This window comes from Streptomyces sp. NPDC041784, from assembly GCF_055591025.1.
Genome location: NZ_JBVJAB010000001.1, coordinates 800,923 through 822,015 on the forward strand (window position 1 = coordinate 800,923; position 21,093 = coordinate 822,015).

At 71.0% G+C, this 21,093-nt stretch carries 16 protein-coding genes; 8 read left to right on the plus strand and 8 right to left on the minus strand.

Annotated elements, in window-relative coordinates; translation table 11 throughout:
* Positions 1–24: 24 nt before the first annotated feature.
* The gene (locus ACZ6D7_RS03525; protein ID WP_469482907.1) at positions 25–438 is read right to left on the minus strand and encodes an organic hydroperoxide resistance protein; all 414 of its coding nucleotides are present in this window, start codon (positions 436–438) and stop codon (positions 25–27) included.
* Positions 439–584: 146 nt separating this feature from the next.
* On the opposite strand from ACZ6D7_RS03525, the gene ACZ6D7_RS03530 reads away from it, so the two are divergent.
* The gene (locus ACZ6D7_RS03530) at positions 585–1,103 is read left to right on the plus strand and encodes a MarR family winged helix-turn-helix transcriptional regulator (protein WP_469482910.1); all 519 of its coding nucleotides are present in this window, start codon (positions 585–587) and stop codon (positions 1,101–1,103) included.
* On the opposite strand, the gene ACZ6D7_RS03535 is transcribed toward ACZ6D7_RS03530, so the two are convergent.
* Entirely contained in the window at positions 1,021–2,736 is a 1,716-nt protein-coding gene (locus ACZ6D7_RS03535; protein ID WP_469483030.1) for a glycosyltransferase family 39 protein, read from the minus strand. The two genes, ACZ6D7_RS03530 and ACZ6D7_RS03535, sit on opposite strands and share 83 nt — an antisense overlap.
* A 384-nt stretch (positions 2,737–3,120) precedes the next feature.
* Here ACZ6D7_RS03535 and galE point away from each other — a divergent pair, with 384 nt between their 5' ends.
* A complete protein-coding gene (gene galE, locus ACZ6D7_RS03540; RefSeq protein WP_469482914.1) occupies positions 3,121–4,101 on the plus strand; it encodes a UDP-glucose 4-epimerase GalE in 981 nt (326 codons plus the stop codon).
* A 115-nt stretch (positions 4,102–4,216) separates the two neighbouring features.
* Entirely contained in the window at positions 4,217–5,230 is a 1,014-nt protein-coding gene (locus ACZ6D7_RS03545; RefSeq protein ID WP_469482917.1) for an ADP-ribosylglycohydrolase family protein, read from the plus strand.
* Here the strand turns inward: ACZ6D7_RS03545 and ACZ6D7_RS03550 are convergent.
* Together ACZ6D7_RS03550 and ACZ6D7_RS03555 are read right to left on the minus strand one after the other, a co-directional pair.
* Positions 5,227–5,871, minus strand: coding sequence for a LuxR C-terminal-related transcriptional regulator (locus ACZ6D7_RS03550; RefSeq protein ID WP_469482919.1), 645 nt, complete (start codon positions 5,869–5,871; stop codon positions 5,227–5,229). The two genes, ACZ6D7_RS03545 and ACZ6D7_RS03550, sit on opposite strands and share 4 nt — an antisense overlap.
* A gap of 39 nt (positions 5,872–5,910) precedes the next feature.
* The gene (locus tag ACZ6D7_RS03555; protein ID WP_469482921.1) at positions 5,911–6,558 is read right to left on the minus strand and encodes a TetR/AcrR family transcriptional regulator; all 648 of its coding nucleotides are present in this window, start codon (positions 6,556–6,558) and stop codon (positions 5,911–5,913) included.
* Positions 6,559–6,730: 172 nt separating this feature from the next.
* On the opposite strand from ACZ6D7_RS03555, the gene ACZ6D7_RS03560 reads away from it, so the two are divergent.
* Both ACZ6D7_RS03560 and ACZ6D7_RS03565 read left to right on the plus strand, forming a co-directional pair.
* Positions 6,731–7,648, plus strand: a complete 918-nt coding sequence (locus tag ACZ6D7_RS03560) for an ABC transporter permease (RefSeq protein ID WP_469482924.1) — start codon at positions 6,731–6,733, stop codon at positions 7,646–7,648.
* Complete coding sequence (locus ACZ6D7_RS03565) at positions 7,641–8,579, plus strand: ABC transporter ATP-binding protein (protein WP_469482927.1); 939 nt, start codon at positions 7,641–7,643, stop codon at positions 8,577–8,579. The genes ACZ6D7_RS03560 and ACZ6D7_RS03565 overlap by 8 nt, the downstream gene beginning before the upstream one ends.
* 85 nt (positions 8,580–8,664) lie before the next feature.
* On the opposite strand, the gene ACZ6D7_RS03570 is transcribed toward ACZ6D7_RS03565, so the two are convergent.
* Positions 8,665–13,602: an NAD-glutamate dehydrogenase gene (locus ACZ6D7_RS03570; RefSeq protein ID WP_469482929.1), complete on the minus strand. Its 4,938-nt coding sequence runs from the start codon at positions 13,600–13,602 to the stop codon at positions 8,665–8,667.
* Positions 13,603–14,187: 585 nt separating this feature from the next.
* On the opposite strand from ACZ6D7_RS03570, the gene ACZ6D7_RS03575 reads away from it, so the two are divergent.
* Positions 14,188–14,754, plus strand: a complete 567-nt coding sequence (locus ACZ6D7_RS03575) for a DJ-1/PfpI family protein (RefSeq protein ID WP_469482931.1) — start codon at positions 14,188–14,190, stop codon at positions 14,752–14,754.
* A gap of 55 nt (positions 14,755–14,809) precedes the next feature.
* On the opposite strand, the gene ACZ6D7_RS03580 is transcribed toward ACZ6D7_RS03575, so the two are convergent.
* Both ACZ6D7_RS03580 and ACZ6D7_RS03585 read right to left on the minus strand, forming a co-directional pair.
* Complete coding sequence (locus tag ACZ6D7_RS03580; protein ID WP_469482934.1) at positions 14,810–15,478, minus strand: HAD family hydrolase; 669 nt, start codon at positions 15,476–15,478, stop codon at positions 14,810–14,812.
* Positions 15,479–15,625: 147 nt separating this feature from the next.
* Positions 15,626–16,141 carry a DUF6912 family protein gene (locus ACZ6D7_RS03585; RefSeq protein WP_469482936.1) on the minus strand — a complete coding sequence of 172 codons (516 nt, stop codon included), beginning with the start codon at positions 16,139–16,141 and terminating at the stop codon, positions 15,626–15,628.
* Between the two features lie 308 nt (positions 16,142–16,449).
* On the opposite strand from ACZ6D7_RS03585, the gene ACZ6D7_RS03590 reads away from it, so the two are divergent.
* Positions 16,450–17,001 carry an Rv3235 family protein gene (locus tag ACZ6D7_RS03590; protein WP_469482939.1) on the plus strand — a complete coding sequence of 184 codons (552 nt, stop codon included), beginning with the start codon at positions 16,450–16,452 and terminating at the stop codon, positions 16,999–17,001.
* A gap of 312 nt (positions 17,002–17,313) precedes the next feature.
* Here the strand turns inward: ACZ6D7_RS03590 and secA are convergent, their stop codons facing one another.
* Positions 17,314–20,157, minus strand: a complete 2,844-nt coding sequence (secA, locus tag ACZ6D7_RS03595; RefSeq protein ID WP_469482942.1) for a preprotein translocase subunit SecA — start codon at positions 20,155–20,157, stop codon at positions 17,314–17,316.
* A 279-nt stretch (positions 20,158–20,436) separates the two neighbouring features.
* On the opposite strand from secA, the gene ACZ6D7_RS03600 reads away from it, so the two are divergent.
* The gene (locus ACZ6D7_RS03600; protein WP_469482944.1) at positions 20,437–21,030 is read left to right on the plus strand and encodes a GNAT family N-acetyltransferase; all 594 of its coding nucleotides are present in this window, start codon (positions 20,437–20,439) and stop codon (positions 21,028–21,030) included.
* The last annotated feature ends 63 nt before the right edge of the window (positions 21,031–21,093 follow it).

Genomic DNA, 21,093 nt, shown 5'->3' on the forward strand with positions numbered 1-21,093 from the left:
GGAGACCTCGGTCCGCGGGGGCGGTTACTCGATGACGAGGTCGACCTCGATGTTGCCGCGGGTGGCGTTGGAGTAGGGGCAGACCTGGTGGGCGGCCTCGACCAGCTTGCGGCCGGTCGCCTCGTCGAGGGCGTCGGGCAGCTCGACGCGCAGCGTCACCTTCAGGCCGAAGCCCTCGCCCTGCTTGCCTATGCCGACCTCTGCGGTCACGGCGGCGTCACTGACGTCGACCTTCGCCTGACGGCCGACGAGGCCGAGAGCGCTGCCGAAGCAGGCCGCGTAACCGGCGGCGAACAGCTGCTCCGGGTTGGTGCCCTGACCGTTGCCGCCCAGCTCCACCGGCATGGCGAGCGCGAGGTCGATCTTGCCGTCGTTGCTGACGGCGCGGCCCTCACGGCCGTGGGTGGCGGTGGCGACCGCGGTGTAGAGCGCGTCCATGGATGAACCATCCCTCTCGGAAGTCGTGTGCGGGGGGGGGTGGCCGGCCCTCGCGCCTCTCGCGTCCGGACCGCCTCACGGAGAAGATTAGAGCACACAATTCAGTTGTGTACAACTAAATGGCTCGCCGGAGCTATCCTGGAGTCATGACGTCCACGACCGCCCCTGGAACCCCCACGGAGAACTGGCTCCGCCTGGACCGCCAGATCTGCTTCTCCCTGCACGCCGCTTCGCGCGCCTTCAACGGCGTGTACCGCGTGATCCTCAAGGACCTCGGGCTGACCTACCCCCAGTACCTGGTGATGCTGGTGCTGTGGGAGCACGGCGACCTGCCCGTGAAGAAGCTCGGCGAACACCTGCGACTGGACTCCGGCACGCTCTCCCCGCTGCTCAAGCGGCTGGAGACGGCCGGTCTGGTGCGCCGCGAGCGCAGCGCCCGCGACGAGCGCTCGGTGGAGATCCGGCTCACCGAGGAGGGGGCCGCGCTGCGCGAGCGGGCACTGGCCGTGCCGCGCCGGATCGTTTCGGCGACGGGCTTCGACCTGTCGGAGATCAGCGCCCTGCGCGAGCGCCTCGACCAGCTCACCTCGGCGCTGGACGCGGCGGCGCTGGAGGACGATCCGGGGTACGAGGGGCTGGAGGAGGAGGGGCCGACATGCCGGTAGGCGTGTCGGCGGAAGCCCCGGCGGGTGGGCCCGCGATGCCCGCGGCGGGGCGTCTCGCGTAGAGGCGGAGGGTCACGCCGTCGCGCACGAACTCGCGGCGCGGCTCGTACGGTACGAACTCCTCCCCCACGACGGTGAGTTTGACCCGCTCGGTCGGGTTGCGCGGATACCACGGCGAGCGCAGCGCGTACGGCTCGGCGACCACCCAGAGCCGGTCCAGCGCGAGCAGCCTGCGGCGCAGCTCCCGGGCGCCGGTCTCCCGGCCGTACAGCGTGCCCGAGGCCGGCCCGGGCGTCCGCAGGGCGATGTCCCGTACGCCCCGGAAGCCCTCCGGGTGCGACATCGCCGCCCGCCGGCCGATCGACGGCAGGAACACCACCGCGTCCCCGGGGCGCAGCTCGCGGGCGGCGAGCGCGGAGACGGCGGCGAGACTGTCGGGGCGGGTGAGGAGGGTGCGGCTCTGGCGGTGCAGGGGCAGTTGATGCGTGAACGCGAGGGCGACGGCGAGAGTGCCCGCGAGGGGGACGAGGAGTGAGGTGGCCGTCGCGAGGGACCGTCTCGGTTCGGGTGCCGGTTCGGGTCTTGGTGCCGGTTCCGGTCTCGGTCCCGGTTCGAGTCTCGGTGCCGGTTCGGGTGCCGGTTCGGGTCTCGGTCCCGGTTCGGGTCTCGGTCCTGGTTCGGGTCTCGGTCCCGGTTCGGGTCTCGGTCTGCGCAGGAGTGCCCCCGCCGCCGTCAGCAGGCGGTCCGCTCCCGCCGCCACCAGCAGCGGCGCCCCCGCCAGGGCGTACAGCACATACCGGTCGTCGTACATCGGGCGGAGCTGGGAGACGGCGAGCAGGGTGAGCGGCGGGAGGACCATGAGCGGCAGGGCCGCCGACGTGACCGACGGCGCCTTCCGGGAGCCCGGCAGCAGCGCCACGGACGCGAGCAGCAGGGACGTCCAGAAGACCGGCCCGGACTGCCCCAGGAAGGTGTGCAGCAGCCGCTCGGCGCTGGCCGGCCCCGGCCGCGGCAGCCAGGCGATCTGCCCGGCCTGGGCGCTCGACACGAGGGCGAGCGGGAGCAGCGCCGCCAGGGCGGCCCCGGCGGCGCACGACCATCCCCGCCAGGTGCGCCTCGGCACGCGCGCGTGGGCGAGCGTCACGGCGTGCGCGAGCAGCGACAGCACTGCCAGCTCGTGCAGCAGACAGGTGAGGGTGACGACGACGCCGTACGGCCACCAGGAGGACCGTCCCGCCGACGCCCGCACCAGCAGCAGGGTCGCCCCGGTCACGCCGGCGCCGACGAGGGCGTAGGAGCGGCCCTCCTGCGCGTAGTGGCCGGCCAGTGGGGTCGCCGCGTACAGCAGGCCCGCCCAGAGGCCGACCCGGGGCTGGGCCAGCCGTACGCCGAGGGCCGCGATCAGGCCCGCGGTGGCGGCCGCCCCGCAGACGGACGGCAGGCGCAGGGCGACCTCGTCGGCGCGGACGGCGAGGACCGGGTGCATGAGGAGGTAGTACAGGCCGTGCACCGCGTCCACGCCGTGCAGCAGCCGCCAGATCTGCGGCACCGAGCGCCGCGCGACCTGGAGGGTGACGGCCTCGTCCCGCCACGTCCCGCCGCGGTCCAGGCCCCAGAGGCCGAGCGCGAGCATGACGAGGACCGGGACGGCCACAGCGACGGCAGCGGCGACAGGGGTGGGGGCGGAGGCTGGAGCTGGAGCTGGAGCTGGAGCTGGAGCTGGAGCTGGAGCTGGGGCTGGGGCTGCCAGGGCGACGGATGTGCCTCGGCCGGACGTGTGCGAGCGCTTGTACACCACAGGACGATTTTGTGATGGTAGGAAGCTTTTTCCGATGATTGACGTCCTATCAGACCTTTATTGTGATCCGCCCGGATGCAGAGTTGTCCACAGGCCCTGCGCGAGAGCCCGGGTGCCTGCTTCACTATGTGTCGACTCCATTGCGGGTGATTGTCCGCCGAAGGGCGATCACTGGTGAAACGCACCATCATGGCCGACGGACGAGGGGGAGGTCGCGACATGACCTGGCTGATCACGGGCGGTGCCGGCTACATCGGGGCGCACGTCGTCAGGGCGATGACCGAGGCGGGCGAGCGGGCCGTCGTCTACGACGACCTGACCACGGGCATCGCCGAGCGCGTCCCGGCCGAGGTGCCGCTGGTGGTGGGCTCCACGCTGGACGGGGAGCGGATGGCCCGCGCGCTCGCCGAGCACTCGGTCACCGGTGTGGTCCACCTGGCCGCGAAGAAGCAGGTCGGCGAGTCGGTGCAGCGGCCCCTGCACTACTACCGGGAGAACGTGGAGGGGCTGAGAGTCCTGCTGGAGGCGGTGACGGACGCCGGGGTGGCGTCCTTCGTGTTCTCCTCCTCCGCCGCCGTGTACGGCATGCCGGACGTGGAGCTGGTCACGGAGGAGACGCCGTGCGTGCCGATGTCGCCCTACGGCGAGACGAAGCTGGCGGGCGAGTGGCTGGTCCGGGCGACCGGCCGGGCGACGGGCCTGTCCACGGCCTCGCTGCGGTACTTCAACGTGGCCGGCGCGGCCACCCCCGAGCTGGCGGACGTCGGCGTCTTCAACCTCGTCCCGATGGTCTTCGAGCGGCTCACGGAGAACGCGCCGCCGCGCATCTTCGGCGACGACTACCCGACCCCCGACGGCACCTGCGTCCGGGACTACATCCACGTCGTCGACCTGGCCGAGGCCCATGTGGCCGCCGCGAACGCCCTCCAGGCCTCCCCCGGGCACGACCTCACCCTCAACATCGGGCGCGGGGAGGGGGTTTCGGTGCGGGAGATGATCGACCGCGTCAACGCCGTCACGGGGTACGACCGGCCGCCGACGGTCAGCCCGCGCCGCCCCGGCGACCCGGCCCGCGTGGTGGCCTCCGCCGACCGCATCACGACCCGACTGGGCTGGAAGGCCAGGTACGACGTCCAGGACATGATCGCCTCGGCGTGGGAGGGATGGGTGCGGCTGCATCCGGGGGCGGCGCGGGCGTAGGGCGCGGGCGGTGTGCTGCTGGTGGCGCGGTGTACGGGGCGGGCGTAGGGGGCGGGGCGTAGGGGGCGGGGCATCTCCGGTTCAGCCGCGCGCCGGGGGCTCGTAGGCTGCCCCGGTGATCGCTTCCGGACCTGCCGGGGCCGATGCCCACGGCCCTGCCGTCGACGCTGCCGTCGATCCCGCCGTCGACCGTGCCGTCGGCTGTGTCGTCGGTTCCGCCGTGGGGGACGCGCTGGGCGCGCCCTTCGAGTTCGGGCCCGAGGGGGCCTTCTCGGCCCGTTTCCCCGCCCCGGGGCACGGCGGTGAGATGTGCGGGGGCGGCGGCTGGGACCCGGGCGAGGCGACCGACGACACGCAGATGGCCGTTCTCGTCGCGGAGTCGCTGCTGGAGTGCGGCGGCCTGGATCCGGCGGACGTCTTCCGCCGCTTCCGGCGCTGGGCGGCGGCCGATCCGAAGGACATCGGTCTCCAGACCGAGGCGGTGCTGGGCAGCGGCGACCCCTGGGACTCGGCCGCCGCTCTGCACTTCCAGGCGAGTCAACGGGCGGCGGGCAACGGCGCGTTGATGCGGGCCGCCACCTCCGCCGTCCGCTTCGCGCCCCACGGTCGCGCCGCCACCCTGGACGCGGGCCGCCGGCTCGCCGCGCTCACCCACGGCGACCGCGCGGCCTGGGAAGGCACGGCCGTCTTCCACGAGCTGGTCCGCATCGCCCTGACCGGCGCCGATCCGCTGGCCGCGCTGCCGGACACGCTCACCCAGGTCGACCCCGCGCACCGCGAGCGCTACGCGGTCGTGCTGGACCCCGGCTGGCATCCCGATCTGGCCACCGAGTTCAACGGCGCGGTCTGGCCGTGCCTGGGCTCCGCCGTCTGGGCGCTGCGGACGACGTCCTCCTACGAGGAGGCCGTGCGCGCCGCGGTCGACCTGGGCGGCGACACGGACACCGTCGCGGCGGTCACCGGCGGGCTCGCCGGGGCCGTGTACGGCGTCGGCGCGGTCCCTGAACGCTGGACGGCGGCCCTGCACGTGCCGCTGCCCGGCTTCGGCGACCGCGTCCTGCGACTGCCGGAACTGACCGGCCTGGCGATCCGACTGGCCGGCGAACGGCCCGGCCAGGGGCCTCTCTAGGCGTTGTTCAGGTACGCGAGCACGGCCAGCACCCGCCGGTGTCCGCTGTCGCTCGGGGGCAGGCCCAGCTTCAGGAAGACGTTCCCGATGTGCTTGCTGACCGAGCGCTCGGTGATGACGAGGGTGGTGGCGATGGTGGTGTTGTCGCGGCCCTCGGCCATCAGTTCCAGCACCTCGCGCTCGCGCGGGGTGAGCGAGTCCAGGGGCGAGTCGCGGCGGCGGGTCAGCAGCTCGGTGACGACCTCGGGGTCGAGGGCCGTGCCGCCGGCGGCGACCCGCTCCAGCGCGTCGAGGAACTCGTCGACCCGGCCGACCCGGTCCTTCAGCAGATACCCGACGCCGCTCGCCCCGCCGCCGAGCAGCTCGGCCGCGTAGGACTCCTCGACGTACTGCGACAGCACCAGCACCGGCAGCCCCGGGATCTTCTCGCGGGCCTCCAGGGCGGCGCGCAGCCCCTCGTCACGGAAGCCGGGCGGCATCCGCACGTCGAGGACGGCCACGTCCGGCCGCTGCTCCAGCAGGGCCGGCAGGATCTCGGGCCCGGAGCCGGCGACGGCCGCCACCTCGTGCCCGGCCGACGTCAGCAGCAGGACGAGCCCCTCCCTGAGCAGGGCGTTGTCCTCGGCCACCACGACTCTCATGCCACCTCGACTCCCGTCACGGCCCCCGGAGCCTTCCGCTCACAGCGCCTTGATCGCCTCCGCCGTCGCCCGGGCCAGCGCGGCCAGGTAGCCCTTGGGCAGCTTCGGGCTGCGGATCACCACCGAACGCCAGTAGAGCGGACCCGAGATCAGATCGAGCGCCAGCTCGTCGTCCAGGCCCGCGCGTACCTCGCCGCGCTGCTCCGCCGCCGCCACGATCTTCAGGGCGACACCCTCCTGCCCCTCCCGCAGCGCCTTCTGGAGGGCCTCGGCAATCTCGGGGTTGCGGGCCGCCTCGGCCTGGAGGTCCGGGATGATCTGCGAGGCCACGGGGTGCCGCAGCGCCCGGGAGGTGACTTCGTACAGCATCCGCAGATCGCTCTCCAGGCTGCCGGTCTCGGGTGCCGGCAGGCCCTGTACGGCGAGCGCGGAGACCAGGTCGAGGACCAGGTGCAGCTTGGAGCGCCAGCGCCGGTACACCGCGGTCTTGCCGACGCCGGCGCGCCGGGCGATGCCCTCGATGGACATCCGCGCGTATCCGACGCTCGCGAGTTCCTCGAACACGGCCGCCCGGATGGCCTCCGTCACATCCTCGCGGAGCACGGCCGCTCCCGCGGGTGCCCGGCGGCGCGGACGTGCCGGGGTCCCGTCGGCGTTCGTCGTGTTCGTCGTCATACGGACCAGCATAGGGCGTTACGACGAAACGGTTGCGTTCCGACGTCAACTCGGCCTACGCTCACGTTGCGACGATACGGTCCCGTCCCGACGTAAGAGAACGTGAAGAGAAGCGTAAGGAAACGCCGGTCGACGGCAGTACAGCCGGACGCGCGCACCCCACCCCCGAGTGAAAGCAGCGGATGTGAGCCAGGTACTCGACGCACCGCCCCGGACACAGGCCGTGCCCCACGACGACCTCGCGGCCCTGGCCGCCCGGCACGGCCTCAGCGTCAGCGGCGCACGCCCCTCCCTGCCCCAGTACGTCCGCCGGCTGTGGGCACGCCGCCACTTCATCACCGCTTTCGCCACCGCCAAGCTCACCTCGCAGTACAGCGGCGCCAAGCTGGGCCAGGTCTGGCAGGTGATGACCCCGCTGCTGAACGCGGCGGTCTACTACTTCATCTTCGGCGTGCTGCTCCAGACCAAGAAGGGCGTCCCGGACTACATCCCGTTCCTGGTCACGGGGGTGTTCGTGTGGACGTTCACGCAGAGCTCGATCATGTCGGGCACCCGGGCCATCTCCGGCAACCTCGGCCTGGTGCGGGCCCTGCACTTCCCGCGGGCCGCGCTGCCGATCTCGTACTGCCTTCAGCAGCTCCAGCAGCTGCTGTTCTCGATGGCGGCGCTGCTGGTCATCCTGTTCGTCATGGGGGTGCCGCCGGCGCTCTCCTGGGTGCTGGTGATCCCGGCCCTGACGCTCCAGTTCGTGTTCAACGCGGGCGTGTCGATGATCCTGGCGCGGGCGGGGGCGAAGACCCCGGACATCGCCCAGCTGATGCCGTTCGTCCTGCGCACCTGGATGTACATCTCGGGCGTGATGTGGAGCATCGATCAGCTCCTCAGCAAGCACACCGGCCTGCCGTCCTGGGTCGCGGACGTCCTGCGCGCCAACCCGGCCGCCGTCTATATCGACCTCATGCGCTTCGCGCTGATCGACAGCTTCCACGCCGCCCAGCTGCCGCCCCACGTGTGGGCGCTCGCGACGGGCTGGGCGCTGCTCGCCGGCGTCGGCGGATTCATCTACTTCTGGAAGGCTGAGGAGACGTACGGCCGTGGCTGACAACACATCCCCCACCGCGCCGCTCGACGAGCGGGCCCCCACCGTCATCGCCGACGGCGTCGACATCGTCTACCGCGTCAACGGCACCGGCGGCGGCCGGGGCAGCGCGACCGCCGCCCTCAACCGCATCCTGCGCCGCAAGCAGGCCGAGAAGGCGGCCGGCACCCGGCTGGTGCACGCGGTGCGCGACGTCTCCTTCGTCGCGTACAAGGGCGAGGCGATCGGCCTGATCGGCAGCAACGGCTCCGGCAAGTCGACCCTGCTCAAGGCGGTCGCCGGCCTGCTGCCGGTGGAGAACGGCCACATCTACACCGATGGCCAGCCCTCCCTCCTCGGCGTCAACGCGGCCCTGATGGGCGACCTGACCGGCGAGCGCAACGTCTACCTCGGCGGCCTCGCGATGGGCATGACCCGCGAGCAGATCAAGGAGCGCTACCAGCAGATCGTCGACTTCTCCGGAATCAACGACAAGGGCGACTTCATCTCCCTGCCCATGCGCACGTACTCCTCCGGCATGGGCTCCCGGCTGCGGTTCTCCATCGCCGCCGCCAAGGACCACGACGTCCTGCTCATCGACGAGGCCCTCGCCACCGGTGACGCGCTGTTCCGGCGGCGCTCGGCGGACCGTATCCGCGAGATGCGCGAGCACGCGGGCACCGTCTTCCTGGTCAGCCACAGCAACAGCACGATCCGCGAGACCTGCGAGCGGGTGCTGTGGCTGGAGCGCGGCGAGCTGAAGATGGACGGCCCGACCGAGGAGGTCATGGAGGCGTACGAGACCTTCACCGGGGACAAGAAGGCCAAGAAGAAGCCCGCCCCGAAGCCGGCGGCCGCAAAGCCGGCAGCTCCGAAGCCGGCGGCGGCGAAGCCGCCGGCGGAGCAGCCGGCGGCGGCGAAGCCGCCGGCGGAGCAGCCGACAGCGGCGGTCTGACACGCGACCGCACACAGTCTGACGCGCGACCGCACAGGAGGAGGGGCGCCCCGACCGCTCGGGGCGCCCCTCCTGTCGTCACCGGCTACGAGTGCGTGCGCAGCAGCGTCCGCATCGTCCGCATCGCCACCGACAGGTTGGCCAGGTCGAACGTCTCCGAGCCCTGGATCTCCTCCAGCGTCGTCCGCGCCCGGCCCAGGATCGCCGCGTTCTTCTCCTCCCACGCCTTGAACCGCTGCTCGGGCGTCGAGGTGCCGTTGCCGACGGACAGGACGTCCGCGGTCACCGCCGCGTGGGCCGCGTACAGGTCCTCACGGATGGAGGCGCGGGCCATCGACTGCCAGCGGTCCGCGCGCGGCAGCTCGATGATGCGGTCCATGAGCTGCGTGATGTGCAGCCGGTCGGCGAGGTCGTAGTAGACCTCGGCGACGTCCAGCGGGTCCTTCCCGGTGCGGTCGGCCACCGAGACGATGTCCAGCGCCGGGAAGGCCGAGGAGAACCCGGCCACCCGGGTGGCCAGCTCGTCCGGCACTCCGGCACCGCTCAGCTCGTCGTAAATCTTCTGCCACCACTCCAGGTCCGCGCCGCGCAGCAGCTTGGTCAGCTGCGACCAGACCTGCTCGACGCGCTCGGCGAAGAAGTCGACGGTCTCGGCGAGCTGCAACGGCTGCGGCCGGTTGTTCAGCAGCCACCGCGTGCCGCGCTCGATCAGGCGCCGCGAGTGCAGCCGGATCCGGGTCTGCACCTCGGCCTCGACCTGGTTGTCGAGGCCCTCCACGGCGTCCCACACGGGCGCCGAGCTGAAGATCGCCCGGGCCGCGGTCTGCGCCCGCACGATCTCCTCCAGCGAGGCGCCGGTCTCCTCGCGCAGCCGGTGCAGATACGTCGTACCGCCCGTGTTGACCGTGTCGTTGACCAGCACGGTCGTGGTGATTTCACGGCGCAGCGGGTGGCTGTCGATGTGCTCCGGGAACGTCTCGCGCAGCGCGGTCGGGAAGTACGCGTACAGCAGGCCGCGCAGGTAGGGGTCGTCGGGCAGCGAGGTCTGCAGCAGCTCGTCCGACACCGTGATCTTCGTGTAGGCCATCAGGACGGCCGTCTCCGGGCCGGTCAGGCCCTGGCTCGCGGCGAGCCGCTCGCGGATCTGGCGGTCGGCCGGCAGGAACTCCAGCGCCCGGTCGAGGTGCCCCTCGCGGACCAGGTGGCGGATGAACCGCTGCTGGGCGTGGAGCATGTCCTTGGACTGGGCGAGGGCGTTGGCGATCGCCGTGTTCTGCGCGTAGTTGTTGCGCAGGACGAGAGCGCCGACCTCGTCGGTCATCTCCGCGAGGAGCTTGTTGCGCTGCTTGACGGTCATGTCACCGTCGGAGACCAGCCCGTTGAGCAGGATCTTGATGTTCACCTCGTGGTCGGAGGTGTCCACGCCCGCGCTGTTGTCGATGGCGTCCGTGTTGATCCGGCCGCCGCCCCGGGCGAACTCGATCCGGCCGAGCTGGGTCAGGCCCAGGTTGCCGCCCTCGCCGACGACCTTGACGCGCAGGTCCTGGCCGTCGACGCGGATCGAGTCGTTGGCCTTGTCGCCGACGTCCGCGTTCGACTCGGTGCTCGCCTTGACGTACGTGCCGATGCCGCCGTTCCACAGCAAGTCCACCGGCGCGCTGAGGATCGCCTTCATCAGGTCGGCCGGGGTCAGCTTCATGACGCCGTCCGCGATACCGAGGGCCTCGCGGATGTGCGCGTTGACCGGGATCGCCTTCGCCGTGCGGGGGAAGACTCCGCCGCCGGAGGAGATCAGGCCGGCGTCGTAGTCGGCCCAGCTGGAGCGCGGCAGCTCGAACAGGCGGCGGCGCTCGGCGTACGAGGTGGCCGCGTCGGGGTGGGGGTCGATGAAGATGTGCCGGTGGTCGAAGGCGGCGACCAGGCGGATGTGCTCGGAGAGCAGCATGCCGTTGCCGAACACGTCACCGGACATGTCACCGATGCCGACGACCGTGAAGTCCTCGACCTGCGTGTTCACACCCATGTCGCGGAAGTGCCGCTTGACGGACTCCCAGGCGCCGCGGGCGGTGATGCCCATCGCCTTGTGGTCGTAGCCGGCCGAGCCGCCGGAGGCGAAGGCGTCGCCGAGCCAGAAGTTGTAGCTGCCCGCGACGTCGTTGGCGATGTCGGAGAACGTCGCCGTGCCCTTGTCGGCGGCGACCACCAGGTAGGTGTCGTCCTCGTCGTGCCGCACGACGTCGGCCGGGGGCACGACCTCGCCGGCGACCATGTTGTCGGTGATGTCGAGGAGCGCCGAGATGAAGGTGCGGTAGCTGGCGATGCCCTCGGCCAGCCACGCGTCGCGGTCCACGCTCGGGTCGGGCAGCTGCTTGGCGACGAAGCCGCCCTTGGCGCCGACCGGGACGATCACCGTGTTCTTCACCATCTGCGCCTTGACCAGGCCCAGGATCTCGGTGCGGAAGTCCTCACGCCGGTCGGACCAGCGCAGACCGCCGCGTGCGACCTTCCCGAACCGCAGGTGCACGCCCTCCACGCGCGGGGAGTACACCCAGATCTCGAACGCCGGGCGGGGCGCCGGCAGGTCCGGGATGGCCTGCGGGTCGAACTTCATGGAGACGTACTCGTGCGGCCTGCCGCCCGCTCCCTCCTGGAAGAAGTTCGTCCGCAGGGTCGCCTTGATGACGGTGAGGAAGGAGCGCAGGATGCGGTCCTCGTCGAGCGAGGCGACCTGGTCGAGCGCCGCCTCCAGCTCCTCGAGGAGCGCGTCGACGATCTCGTGCCCGGCGCGCTGGCGCTCCGGAGCCATCCGCGCCTCGAACAACGAGACCAGGAGCCGGGTGGTGTGCACGTTCGTACGGAGGGTGTCCTCCATGTAGTCCTGGCTGAACGTGGCCCCGGCCTGCCGCAGGTACTTCGCGTACGCGCGCAGCACCATCGCCTGCCGCCAGCTCAGCCCGGCGCCCAGCACCAGCGAGTTGAACCCGTCGTTCTCCGCGTGGCCGGTCCAGGTCGCGGAGAACGCCTCCTGGAACCGCTCGCGCCCGTCGTCGCCCAGCAGGTCGGCGGTGCCGCCGCCCAGCGCCTTGGGGATGCGCAGCCCGAAGTCGTAGATCCAGGCGACCGAGCGGTCGGTGCAGCGCAGTTCGTAGGGCCGCTCGTCGATCACCTCAACGCCGAGCCGGTTGAGCACCGGCAGCACCGCCGACAAGGAGATCGCGTCCCCCTTGCGGTAGATCTTGAAGCGGCGCTCGTCGGGCGCGGCACCCACCGGCTCGTACAGGCTGAGCGAGAAGCTCTGCTCCTCGGTGAGCCGTTCGAGGTGGACGAGGTCGGAGACCGCGGAGCGCGGGGTGTGGTCGGCCTTGTAGCCCTCGGGGAAGGCGTTGTTGTAGCGCCGCAGCAGCTCCGCGGCGCGCTCCTCGCCCAGCTCGGCGTTGAGCGCCTCGCCGAAGGCGTCGGACCAGGACCGCGCGGCCTCCACGAGCCGCGCCTCGATGCGGTCCTTGTCGACCTCGGACAGCTCCGGCAGCTCGGTGCCCTGCGGGACGCGGACGACGAAGTGCAGCCGGGAGAGGATCGACTCGGTGTTCCAGGCGGTGAAGTCGACGCTGGTGCCGCCCAGCTCCTCCTTGAGGATGTCGATGATCCGCAGCCGCACGCCGGTGGTGTAGCGGTCGCGGGGCAGGTAGACGAGCGCGGAGTAGTAGCGCCCGTACTCGTCCTGGCGCAGGTAGAGCCGCAGCCGTCGCCGTTCCTGGAGGTAGAGGACGCTGGTGACGATGGACCGCAGCTCGTCGACCGGGGTCTGGAACAGCTCGTCGCGCGGGTAGGTCTCCATGATCTGGAGCAGGTCGCGCCCGTCGTGGCTGTTGGGCGAGAACCCGGCGCCCTGCAGCACGGCGTCGACCTTGCGGCGCACGACGGGCACCCGCACCACGGACTCGGTGTACGCGGCGGAGGAGAACAGGCCCAGGAAGCGTCGCTCGCCGACGACGTTGCCGTCGGCGTCGAACTTCTTCACGCCCACGTAGTCGAGGTACGACGGCCGGTGCACGGTGGCCCGGCTGTTCGCCTTGGTCAGCACCAGCAGCTTGTGCTCGCGGGCCTTGGCCCTGGCGTCGGCCGGCAGCCGCTCGAAGGACGGGCTGACAGGGTGGGCGTCGTCGCCGGCATGGTGCGGGTCGGAGCGCAGGATGCCGAGGCCGGTGCCGGGGACCGCGGCGAGGGAGTCGTCCTCGCGCAGCTGGTACTCCCGGTAGCCCAGGAAGGTGAAGTGGTTGGCGGCGAGCCAGCGCAGCAGCTCGCGGGCCTCCTCGACCTCGGGCGTGGCGAGGTCGCCGGGCACGGGCTCGTCCGTGAGGTCGTCCGCGATCCGAAGGGCCGCGTCCCGCATCTTCTCCCAGTCCTCGACAGCCTCCCGGACGTCGGACAGGACCCGCAGCAGGTCGGCGGTGATCTGCTTGAGATCGGCGCGGTCGGTCTCCCGGTCCGTCTCGACGTGGATCCAGGACTCGATGTGCGCGTCGTGCGGAAGGTCCGGGGCGGACGGGGGCGTGCGGAGCACCTCGATGAGCTTGCCGGTGACATCGCGCCGGACGACGACCTGCGGGTGGATGACGAGGTGGATGCCCCGCCCCTGCCGGGTCAGCTCGTTGGTGACGGAGTCGACGAGGAAGGGCATGTCGTCGGTGACGACCTCCACGACGGAATGGCTGCACGTCCAGCCGTTCCCCTCGACGGTCGGGGTGTGCACCCGGACGTTGGCGGTGCCCTGCGGCCGGTTCTCGGCGAGCCGGTAGTGCGAGAGTGCGGCGCCGAAGACATCGACCGGGTCGCGGTCCGTGAGGTCTTCCGCCGCGGTGTGCAGGTAGTAGCGCTGGAGGAACGCGCGCAGGGTGTCCCGGTCCGGGAGCCCCTCACCCGTCGTGCCAGTCGGTAGGTGCCCCCCGACCGGGCTGTTCTCAGCGACCCGGGCCGCCCTCTCGAGCAGCTCGGCCTTGGCTTCGTCCAGCTTGGTCTGCATTGTCCTCTGACTCCTGTCGCGCGCCGTTGCGTGACGTAGAAGGAAGTACGGTCTCTTTCCTTGCGGCTCGCCGCCACGGCCCGGGGTCTCCGGTCTGCTCCGACGCTATGCCGCAAGATGAGATGAGCGGGGGGTTATCGGCCATTCTCGACACGTCCCCGAAGTGTGACGCTGCTCTCCGCGGCACGCGCTCATGGGGTGTGTACGGCGTCATGGGGGGCCTTGCGCCCCCGTCCCGCCCGCAAGAACCAGCGTCCGCCGCCCGGCCACGGGGATAATCCGTGCTCGCCGGGCGCAGGGCAGGGGCCACAGAACCCCCGCGGGATATCGCGCTGATCACGCCACCAGGCTATCGCTCCTCACCGGGGCCCCGTCATGAGCCGTATGTGTACAAAACAGGGGCCAGAAGTTTGACGTTCTGCACAGGAGCGGCGCGGGGGGACGGGTGCTGGGCGGCCCCCGTCGCGGACGAGTCGACGCCGGCCCCGCCCAAAGGCACCCTGAAAGCGACCCCACCTCTTGGCAGGCCCACCCCCAAGAGGCACGTTGCCCATGACAGTGCCCGCCCGAGAGGAGCCGCCCGCCATGACCACGAAGATCCTCATCGTCACCGGTGACGCAGCCGAGTCCCTGGAGGTCCTCTACCCCTACCAGCGCCTGCGCGAGGAGGGCTACGAGGTCCATATCGCCGCCCCGACCCGCAAACAGCTCCGGTTCGTCGTCCACGACTTCGAGCCCGGCTTCGACACCTACACCGAGAAACCCGGCTACACCTGGCCCGCCGACCTCGCGTTCTCCGAGGTGGAGCCCGGCCAGTACGCCGCCGTGGTGATCCCCGGCGGGCGAGCCCCCGAGTACCTCCGCAACGACCCCGAACTGCGCAAGATCCTCAAGTCGTTCTTCGACGCGGACAAGCCCGTCGCCCAGATCTGCCACGGCCCCCTGCTCACCGCCGCGGTGGACGCCCTGCGGGGCCGCCGGGTCACCGCCTACCCGGCACTGGAGATCGACATGCAGACGGCCGGCGCGACCTTCCAGGACAGCGAGGCCGTGGTCGACGGCACGCTGGTCTCCTCCCGGGCCTGGCCGGACCACTCGGCCTGGATGCGCGAGTTCCTGACCGTGCTGCGCGCGAAGGCACCCGTGACCTGACCCTCCCCGTGACGGCGGGTGCGGCGTCGCGGGACCGGACGCCGCACCGCTCCCCTCAGGCGGCCAGCCGCCCGGCGACCTCCACGGCCTCCTCCAGCGTGTCCACCACCGGCACCCCGACCCCCTCGAGGCTGGCCCGGCTATGCGATCCGCCGGTGTAGAGCACGGCCCGCGCCCCCGCGTGCAGCGCGGCCACCGCGTCGTCGGCCGCGTCCCCGATCACCACGGTCCGCTCCGGCTCCACCACGCCGAGTGCCGCGAGATGGCGCACCATGTGCTCGGCCTTGCTGCCGCCGGACGGCCCGGTGCGCCCGTCGACCCGTATGAAGTGCGGCTCGATCCCGAAGCCCCGCACCAGCGGAACCAGTTCCTCGTGCACGTACATGCTCAGCAGGGACTGGCTGTGGCCCGCCGACCGCCACCCCGTGAGCAGTTCCTCCGCGCCGTCGGTGAGCGCGCACCGCACCCGGTGCTCGGCGTAGTACCGGTGGAAGATGTCGTCCATCAGCTCCCACTCGGCGTCGGTGGGCAGCCGACCCATCAGCCGCTCGTAGAACTTCGGCACCGGTACGCAGTACAGCGCCCGGTACCGCTCCAGAGTCAGCGGCTCCAGCCCCAGCTCGGCGAACGCCGCGTTCGTCGCGCCGATGATCGCGTCGTTGTCGTGGAACAGCGTGCCGTTCCAGTCCCAGACGATGTGTGCCGGTTCTTGCTGCTTCGCCATGTCACAAAACGTACCCGCCCCCACTGACAATCAATGAGGGCCGACGACAATCAGGAGGACCGACGGACACGCCCCGGTCTCGGTCGCGGCGCCGCCTCGGCGTCCCGGTCTCGGTCGCGGCGCCGCCTCGGCGTCCCGGTCGTGGCCTCAGCCGCCGGAGCCCACCAGGCTCGGGATCTCCTGCCTGGCGAACCACAGCAGCTCGTGGTCCTCGGCGCCGTCCACGACGAACTGCGCGCCGTCGTCCCCGCCGTCCGCCGCCGCCAGGGCCTGGGCCGCGGCCGTGACGTCCGCCTCCGCGTCGTCCGCGTCGACATGGACGGACGCCGCCTTGGCCAGCTTCACCGGCCCGGACACCCGCACCTCGCCGAGCGCTGCCGGGTCGAGTCCGCGGTCGGGGTCGGCCGCGGCCGCCCGGTCGGGGACGTCGACGGCGACCACGACCCGCCGCCGGGGCGCGCCCGGGTCCGCGGCGAGCAGCCGCAGCGAGGCGAGGGCCGCGCGGCCGAGGGCGGCGTACTCCAGCTCCTCGATGTCGTCGGAGACGTACCACTCGCGCAGCGCGGGCGTGACGGCGTACGCGACGAGCGGCCCGGACCCCAGCTCCCCCGTCTTGTGGGCCTCGGCGAGACCGGGGAGGGTCAGAGGGACGTAGACGCGCATGGTGGCCGCTCTTTCGTGGTCGGAGGCTCCGCTCGAAGGGCTTCAGGATACGTGCGGGCGTCCCCTTTCGAGCCCCTGCCCACACCCCGCGACGCGTCCACCCGACGCCTCGGAATTCACCCCCCGCACCCCGCCTGCCGGGCCTTTTCCCTCCGGGAATCCCCCTGATAGGTGAATCGACCCGTCACGATTCGGGAACTCTCCGCCTCCTTGCCCTCACGGTCCGTGACCCCGTACAAGATCCACAACGCAAGTTACCGCCCGGTAGAGACCGAGACCGCGACCGGGCCCAGCGAACGGGGACAACCATGAACAAGGTCATGACACGGGCCCAGCACACCCCCGGCACCCGCCCGCCCGGCCGGCGCGACACCCGCCGCCCCACCGGCACCCCGCCCCGCACCCCGGGCGGCGGCATCCCCCGCACGGCCCCGAGCGGCGCCCGTCCACCGGCCTCGCCCCGCACCACCCCCACCCGCCCGACGGACAACCGCCCGGCACCCACCCCGGCCCGGGCGCGCCCCACCGACCTGTTCGCCGACCGCCTCCTCGCCGTCCTGAGCGGCCGGCGCCCCGTCCACTTCATGCTCCGCCACACGGTCGGCCACGCCTACGACGACCTCGCCCACCTCGCCGAACGCGGCCCCTTGCGCACCACCCACGGCGCCCAACCGATCGTCCGGGACATCGGCTACTACGTCCCGCGCCCCGGCGCCATCGAGGCCTTCGCCCGCATCGGCGCCGGCAGCCGCCTGCGCGCCATGGCCTTCCGCCTGGAACTCGGCCCGGACCACCGCTGGCGCTGCACGGCGGTCGAACTGGACGGCCCTCGCCGGCCCGAGCCCCGCCGGACCGGCTGACCCCGAGCCCCCCGGACCGACTGAGCCGAGCCCACCGGACCGACCGAACGGGCTCCCGGCAGCTCTCCGGGTTCCCCTCCGGGGTTCCGGCGAGGCCGGCGACCAGGACACCTCGGGCCTCCCCCGAGCCCCTCTCAAGGCCTCCTGAGGCTCCCCCGAGCCCACCCAGACGAGCCCGCACACGCCAAAGGGCCGGGCCACCTCAAGGTGACCCGGCCCTTCAAGCCTCCCGCACCCCGCGGCACCGTCACTCCAGGCGACGGCACCGCGGACACGGGCCCCTACTTCTTGCAGCGCTACTTCATGCAGCGCCTACTTCTTGCGGCGCCGCCCGGCCTTCGCCTGCTTGCGGCGCTCCGCGCGCGTGAGACCGTCGGCCTCCGAGCGGACCGGCTCATCGTCGTCGTCGAACTCGCCCTCGATCGTGCCGCCCTCGCCGTCCACCGTCGGCGCGGAGAAGTGCAGGTTCCGCCGCTGCGGAGCGTCCAGCCCCTTCGCACGGATCTCCGGACGCGAACCCGCCTGCGCCGGCACCACGTCCTGCTTCTCCATGTCGACCGGCGCGGCATCCTCGACCGGAACCTCCTCGACCTGCTGCTCGACCTGGACCTCCAGGTTGAACAGGTAGCCGACCGACTCCTCCTTGATGCCGTCCATCATCGCGGTGAACATGTCGAAGCCCTCGCGCTGGTACTCGACCAGGGGATCCTTCTGCGCCATCGCGCGCAGACCGATGCCCTCCTGGAGGTAGTCCATCTCGTAGAGGTGCTCACGCCACTTGCGGTCCAGGACCGACAGCACGACCCGCCGCTCCAGCTCACGCATGATCTCCGAGCCGAGCTGCGTCTCGCGCGCCTCGTACTGCTCGTGGATGTCGTCCTTGATGGACTCCGAGATGAACTCGGCGGTCAGACCGGCCCGGTCACCCGCCGCGTCCTCCAGCTCGTCCACGGTGATCTTCACCGGGTAGAGCTGCTTGAACGCACCCCACAGCCGGTCCAGGTCCCAGTCCTCCGGGAAGCCCTCGGCGGTCTCCGCGGAGATGTACGCGTCGATCGTGTCGTCCATGAAGTGCTGCACCTGCTCGTGCAGGTCCTCGCCCTCCAGGACACGGCGGCGCTCACCGTAGATGACCTCACGCTGACGGTTGAGGACCTCGTCGTACTTCAGGACGTTCTTACGCGTCTCGAAGTTCTGCTGCTCGACCTGCGACTGCGCGGACGCGATCGCACGCGTGACCATCTTGTTCTCGATCGGCACGTCGTCCGGGACGTTCGCCATCGACATCACACGCTCGACCATCTGCGCCTTGAACAGCCGCATCAGGTCGTCACCCAGCGACAGGTAGAACCGGGACTCACCCGGGTCGCCCTGACGGCCGGAACGACCGCGCAGCTGGTTGTCGATACGACGCGACTCGTGCCGCTCGGTACCGAGGACGTAGAGGCCACCGAGGTCCTTGACCTCCTCGAACTCCGCCTTGACCGCCTGCTCGGCCTTCTCCAGGGCGGCGGGCAGGGCGTGCGCCCACTCCTCGATGTGCTCCTCGGGGTCGAGGCCGCGCTGACGCAGCTCCGCCTCGGCGAGGTCGTCGGGGTTGCCGCCGAGCTTGATGTCCGTACCACGGCCGGCCATGTTGGTGGCCACCGTCACGGCCCCCTTGCGGCCGGCCTGGGCGACGATCGACGCCTCACGCTCGTGGTGCTTGGCGTTCAGCACCTCGTGCTGGATACCGCGCTTGGAGAGCTGCTGCGAGAGGTACTCCGACTTCTCGACGGACGTCGTGCCGACGAGGATCGGCTGGCCCTTCTCGTGCTTCTCGGCGATGTCGTCGACGACCGCCTCGAACTTCGCCACCTCGGTGCGGTAGATCAGGTCCGACTGGTCCTTGCGGACCATCGGCCGGTTCGTCGGGATCGGGACCACGCCGAGCTTGTAGATCTGGTGGAACTCGGCGGCCTCGGTCATCGCCGTACCGGTCATGCCGGACAGACCGGGCTCTTCCTTGCCCTCTTGGCTCTGACGCTTGTAGAGGCGGAAGAAGTTCTGCAGGGTGATCGTGGCGAGCGTCTGGTTCTCGTCCTTGATGTCCACCCCTTCCTTCGCCTCGATCGCCTGGTGCATGCCCTCGTTGTAGCGGCGGCCGGCGAGGATACGGCCGGTGTGCTCGTCGACGATCATGACCTCGCCGTCCATGACGACGTAGTCCTTGTCCTTCTTGAAGAGCTCCTTCGCCTTGATGGCGTTGTTCAGGTAGCCCACCAGAGGGGTGTTCACGGACTCGTAGAGGTTGTCGATGCCCAGCCAGTCCTCGACCTTGCTGACACCGGCCTCGTGAATGGCGACCGTGCGCTTCTTCTCGTCGACCTCGTAGTCGCCGGTCTCCTCGATGCCCTTGAGCGGGTTGCCGGCCTCGCCCTTCTTCAGGCGCGTCACCAGCTTGGCGAAGTCGCCGTACCACTTGGTGGCCTGGTCGGCCGGACCGGAGATGATCAGCGGCGTACGCGCCTCGTCGACCAGGATGGAGTCGACCTCGTCGACGATGGCGAAGTTGTGGCCGCGCTGGACCAGCTCGTCCTGCGACCACGCCATGTTGTCGCGCAGGTAGTCGAAGCCGAACTCGTTGTTCGTGCCGTACGTGATGTCGCACGCGTACTGCTCGCGCCGCTGGGTCGGCGTCATGTTGGCCAGGATGCAGCCGACGTTCAGACCCAGGAACTTGTGGACGCGACCCATCATCTCGGAGTCGCGCTCGGCCAGGTAGTCGTTGACCGTGATCAGGTGGACACCCTTGCCGGACAACGCGTTCAGATACGCGGGCAGCGTGCCGACGAGGGTCTTGCCCTCACCGGTCTTCATCTCGGCCACATAGCCGAGGTGCAGGGCGGCGCCACCCATGATCTGCACGTCGTAGTGACGCTGGCCCAGGACGCGCTTCGCGGCCTCACGCACCGTGGCGAACGCCTCGGGCAGCAGGTCGTCCAGGCTCTCACCATCGGCGTACCGCTGCTTGTACTCATCGGTGAGGGCCCGCAGCTCGGCGTCGGAGAGGTCGACGAAGTCCTCTTCGATGGAGTTGACCTGGTCCGCGATGCGGTGCAGCTTGCGCAGGATCTTGCCTTCGCCTGCACGCATGATCTTCGAGAGGACGGACACGGGGGTTGGTCTCCTTGCCGGTCGGGCCTGGGACGGTCGGTTTCCATTTGACTTGCTGAGCAACGGCCATCGTATGCGAGGACCCCACCACGCCGGGAGGCCTGCCGTACGAGGACCGCACACTGGCGCGCACGAGCATCAAAATCTTCTTCAAAGAGGACAACGGCCGGGCCCCGCCGATAGTGCCGCGTCCGGCCCACGAATTGCGCGAATTGTGATCACCCGCTCACGCACCGCGAATCGATGGCGCGGCCGCCCTCCCCGCACCAGAATCGCCCGATGGAGCCCGTCACCCTCACCACCGACCGCCTGATCCTGCGCCCGGTCGGCCCCCAGGACACCGACGCCGTGCACGCCGCCGCCCAGGACCCCGACATCCAGCGCTGGACCACCATCCCCTCCCCCTACCTGCCCGAACACGCCCGCAGCTTCACCGAACAGCTCGCCCCCGAAGGCTGGGCCACCCGCTCGATGTTCACCTTCGGCGTCTTCCTCCCCGACGGCACCCTCACCGGCATGCTCGGCCTCACCATGCGCTCCCTGGGCACCGTCGAGGTCGGCTTCTGGGCGGCCAAGGAACACCGCGGCCACGGCTACACCACCGAGGCCACCCTCACCGCCGCCCGCTGGGCCTTCACCCACCTCGCCGTCGACCGCCTCGAATGGCGCGCCGAAGTGGGCAACACCGCCTCCCGCGCGGTCGCCGAACACGCCGGCTTCACCCTCGAAGGCACCCTCCGCTCCGCCATCAACAACAAAGGCATCCGCCGCGACTGCTGGCTCGCCTCCCTGCTCCCCTCGGACCTCGGCCTCCCCTCGGCGGCCCCCTACCTCCCCGCCCCGACGCCGCCACCGTCCGACGACACCCGCTGACCGCCTCTCCGCCTCTCTGCCCGAACCCCCAGCTCACCGCCCGTTGTCAGTGCCACCGCCTAT

Coding starts and splice junctions, on each gene's coding strand:
- ACZ6D7_RS03525 (WP_469482907.1), bottom strand. CDS start 438: ATGGACGCGCTCTACACCGCGGTCGCCACCGCCACCCACGGCCGTGAG.
- ACZ6D7_RS03530 (WP_469482910.1), top strand. CDS start 585: ATGACGTCCACGACCGCCCCTGGAACCCCCACGGAGAACTGGCTCCGC.
- ACZ6D7_RS03535 (WP_469483030.1), bottom strand. CDS start 2,736: ATGCTCGCGCTCGGCCTCTGGGGCCTGGACCGCGGCGGGACGTGGCGG.
- galE (WP_469482914.1), top strand. CDS start 3,121: ATGACCTGGCTGATCACGGGCGGTGCCGGCTACATCGGGGCGCACGTC.
- ACZ6D7_RS03550 (WP_469482919.1), bottom strand. CDS start 5,871: ATGAGAGTCGTGGTGGCCGAGGACAACGCCCTGCTCAGGGAGGGGCTC.
- ACZ6D7_RS03555 (WP_469482921.1), bottom strand. CDS start 6,558: ATGCTGGTCCGTATGACGACGAACACGACGAACGCCGACGGGACCCCG.
- ACZ6D7_RS03570 (WP_469482929.1), bottom strand. CDS start 13,602: ATGCAGACCAAGCTGGACGAAGCCAAGGCCGAGCTGCTCGAGAGGGCG.
- ACZ6D7_RS03575 (WP_469482931.1), top strand. CDS start 14,188: ATGACCACGAAGATCCTCATCGTCACCGGTGACGCAGCCGAGTCCCTG.
- ACZ6D7_RS03580 (WP_469482934.1), bottom strand. CDS start 15,478: ATGGCGAAGCAGCAAGAACCGGCACACATCGTCTGGGACTGGAACGGC.
- ACZ6D7_RS03585 (WP_469482936.1), bottom strand. CDS start 16,141: ATGCGCGTCTACGTCCCTCTGACCCTCCCCGGTCTCGCCGAGGCCCAC.
- ACZ6D7_RS03590 (WP_469482939.1), top strand. CDS start 16,450: ATGAACAAGGTCATGACACGGGCCCAGCACACCCCCGGCACCCGCCCG.
- ACZ6D7_RS03600 (WP_469482944.1), top strand. CDS start 20,437: ATGGAGCCCGTCACCCTCACCACCGACCGCCTGATCCTGCGCCCGGTC.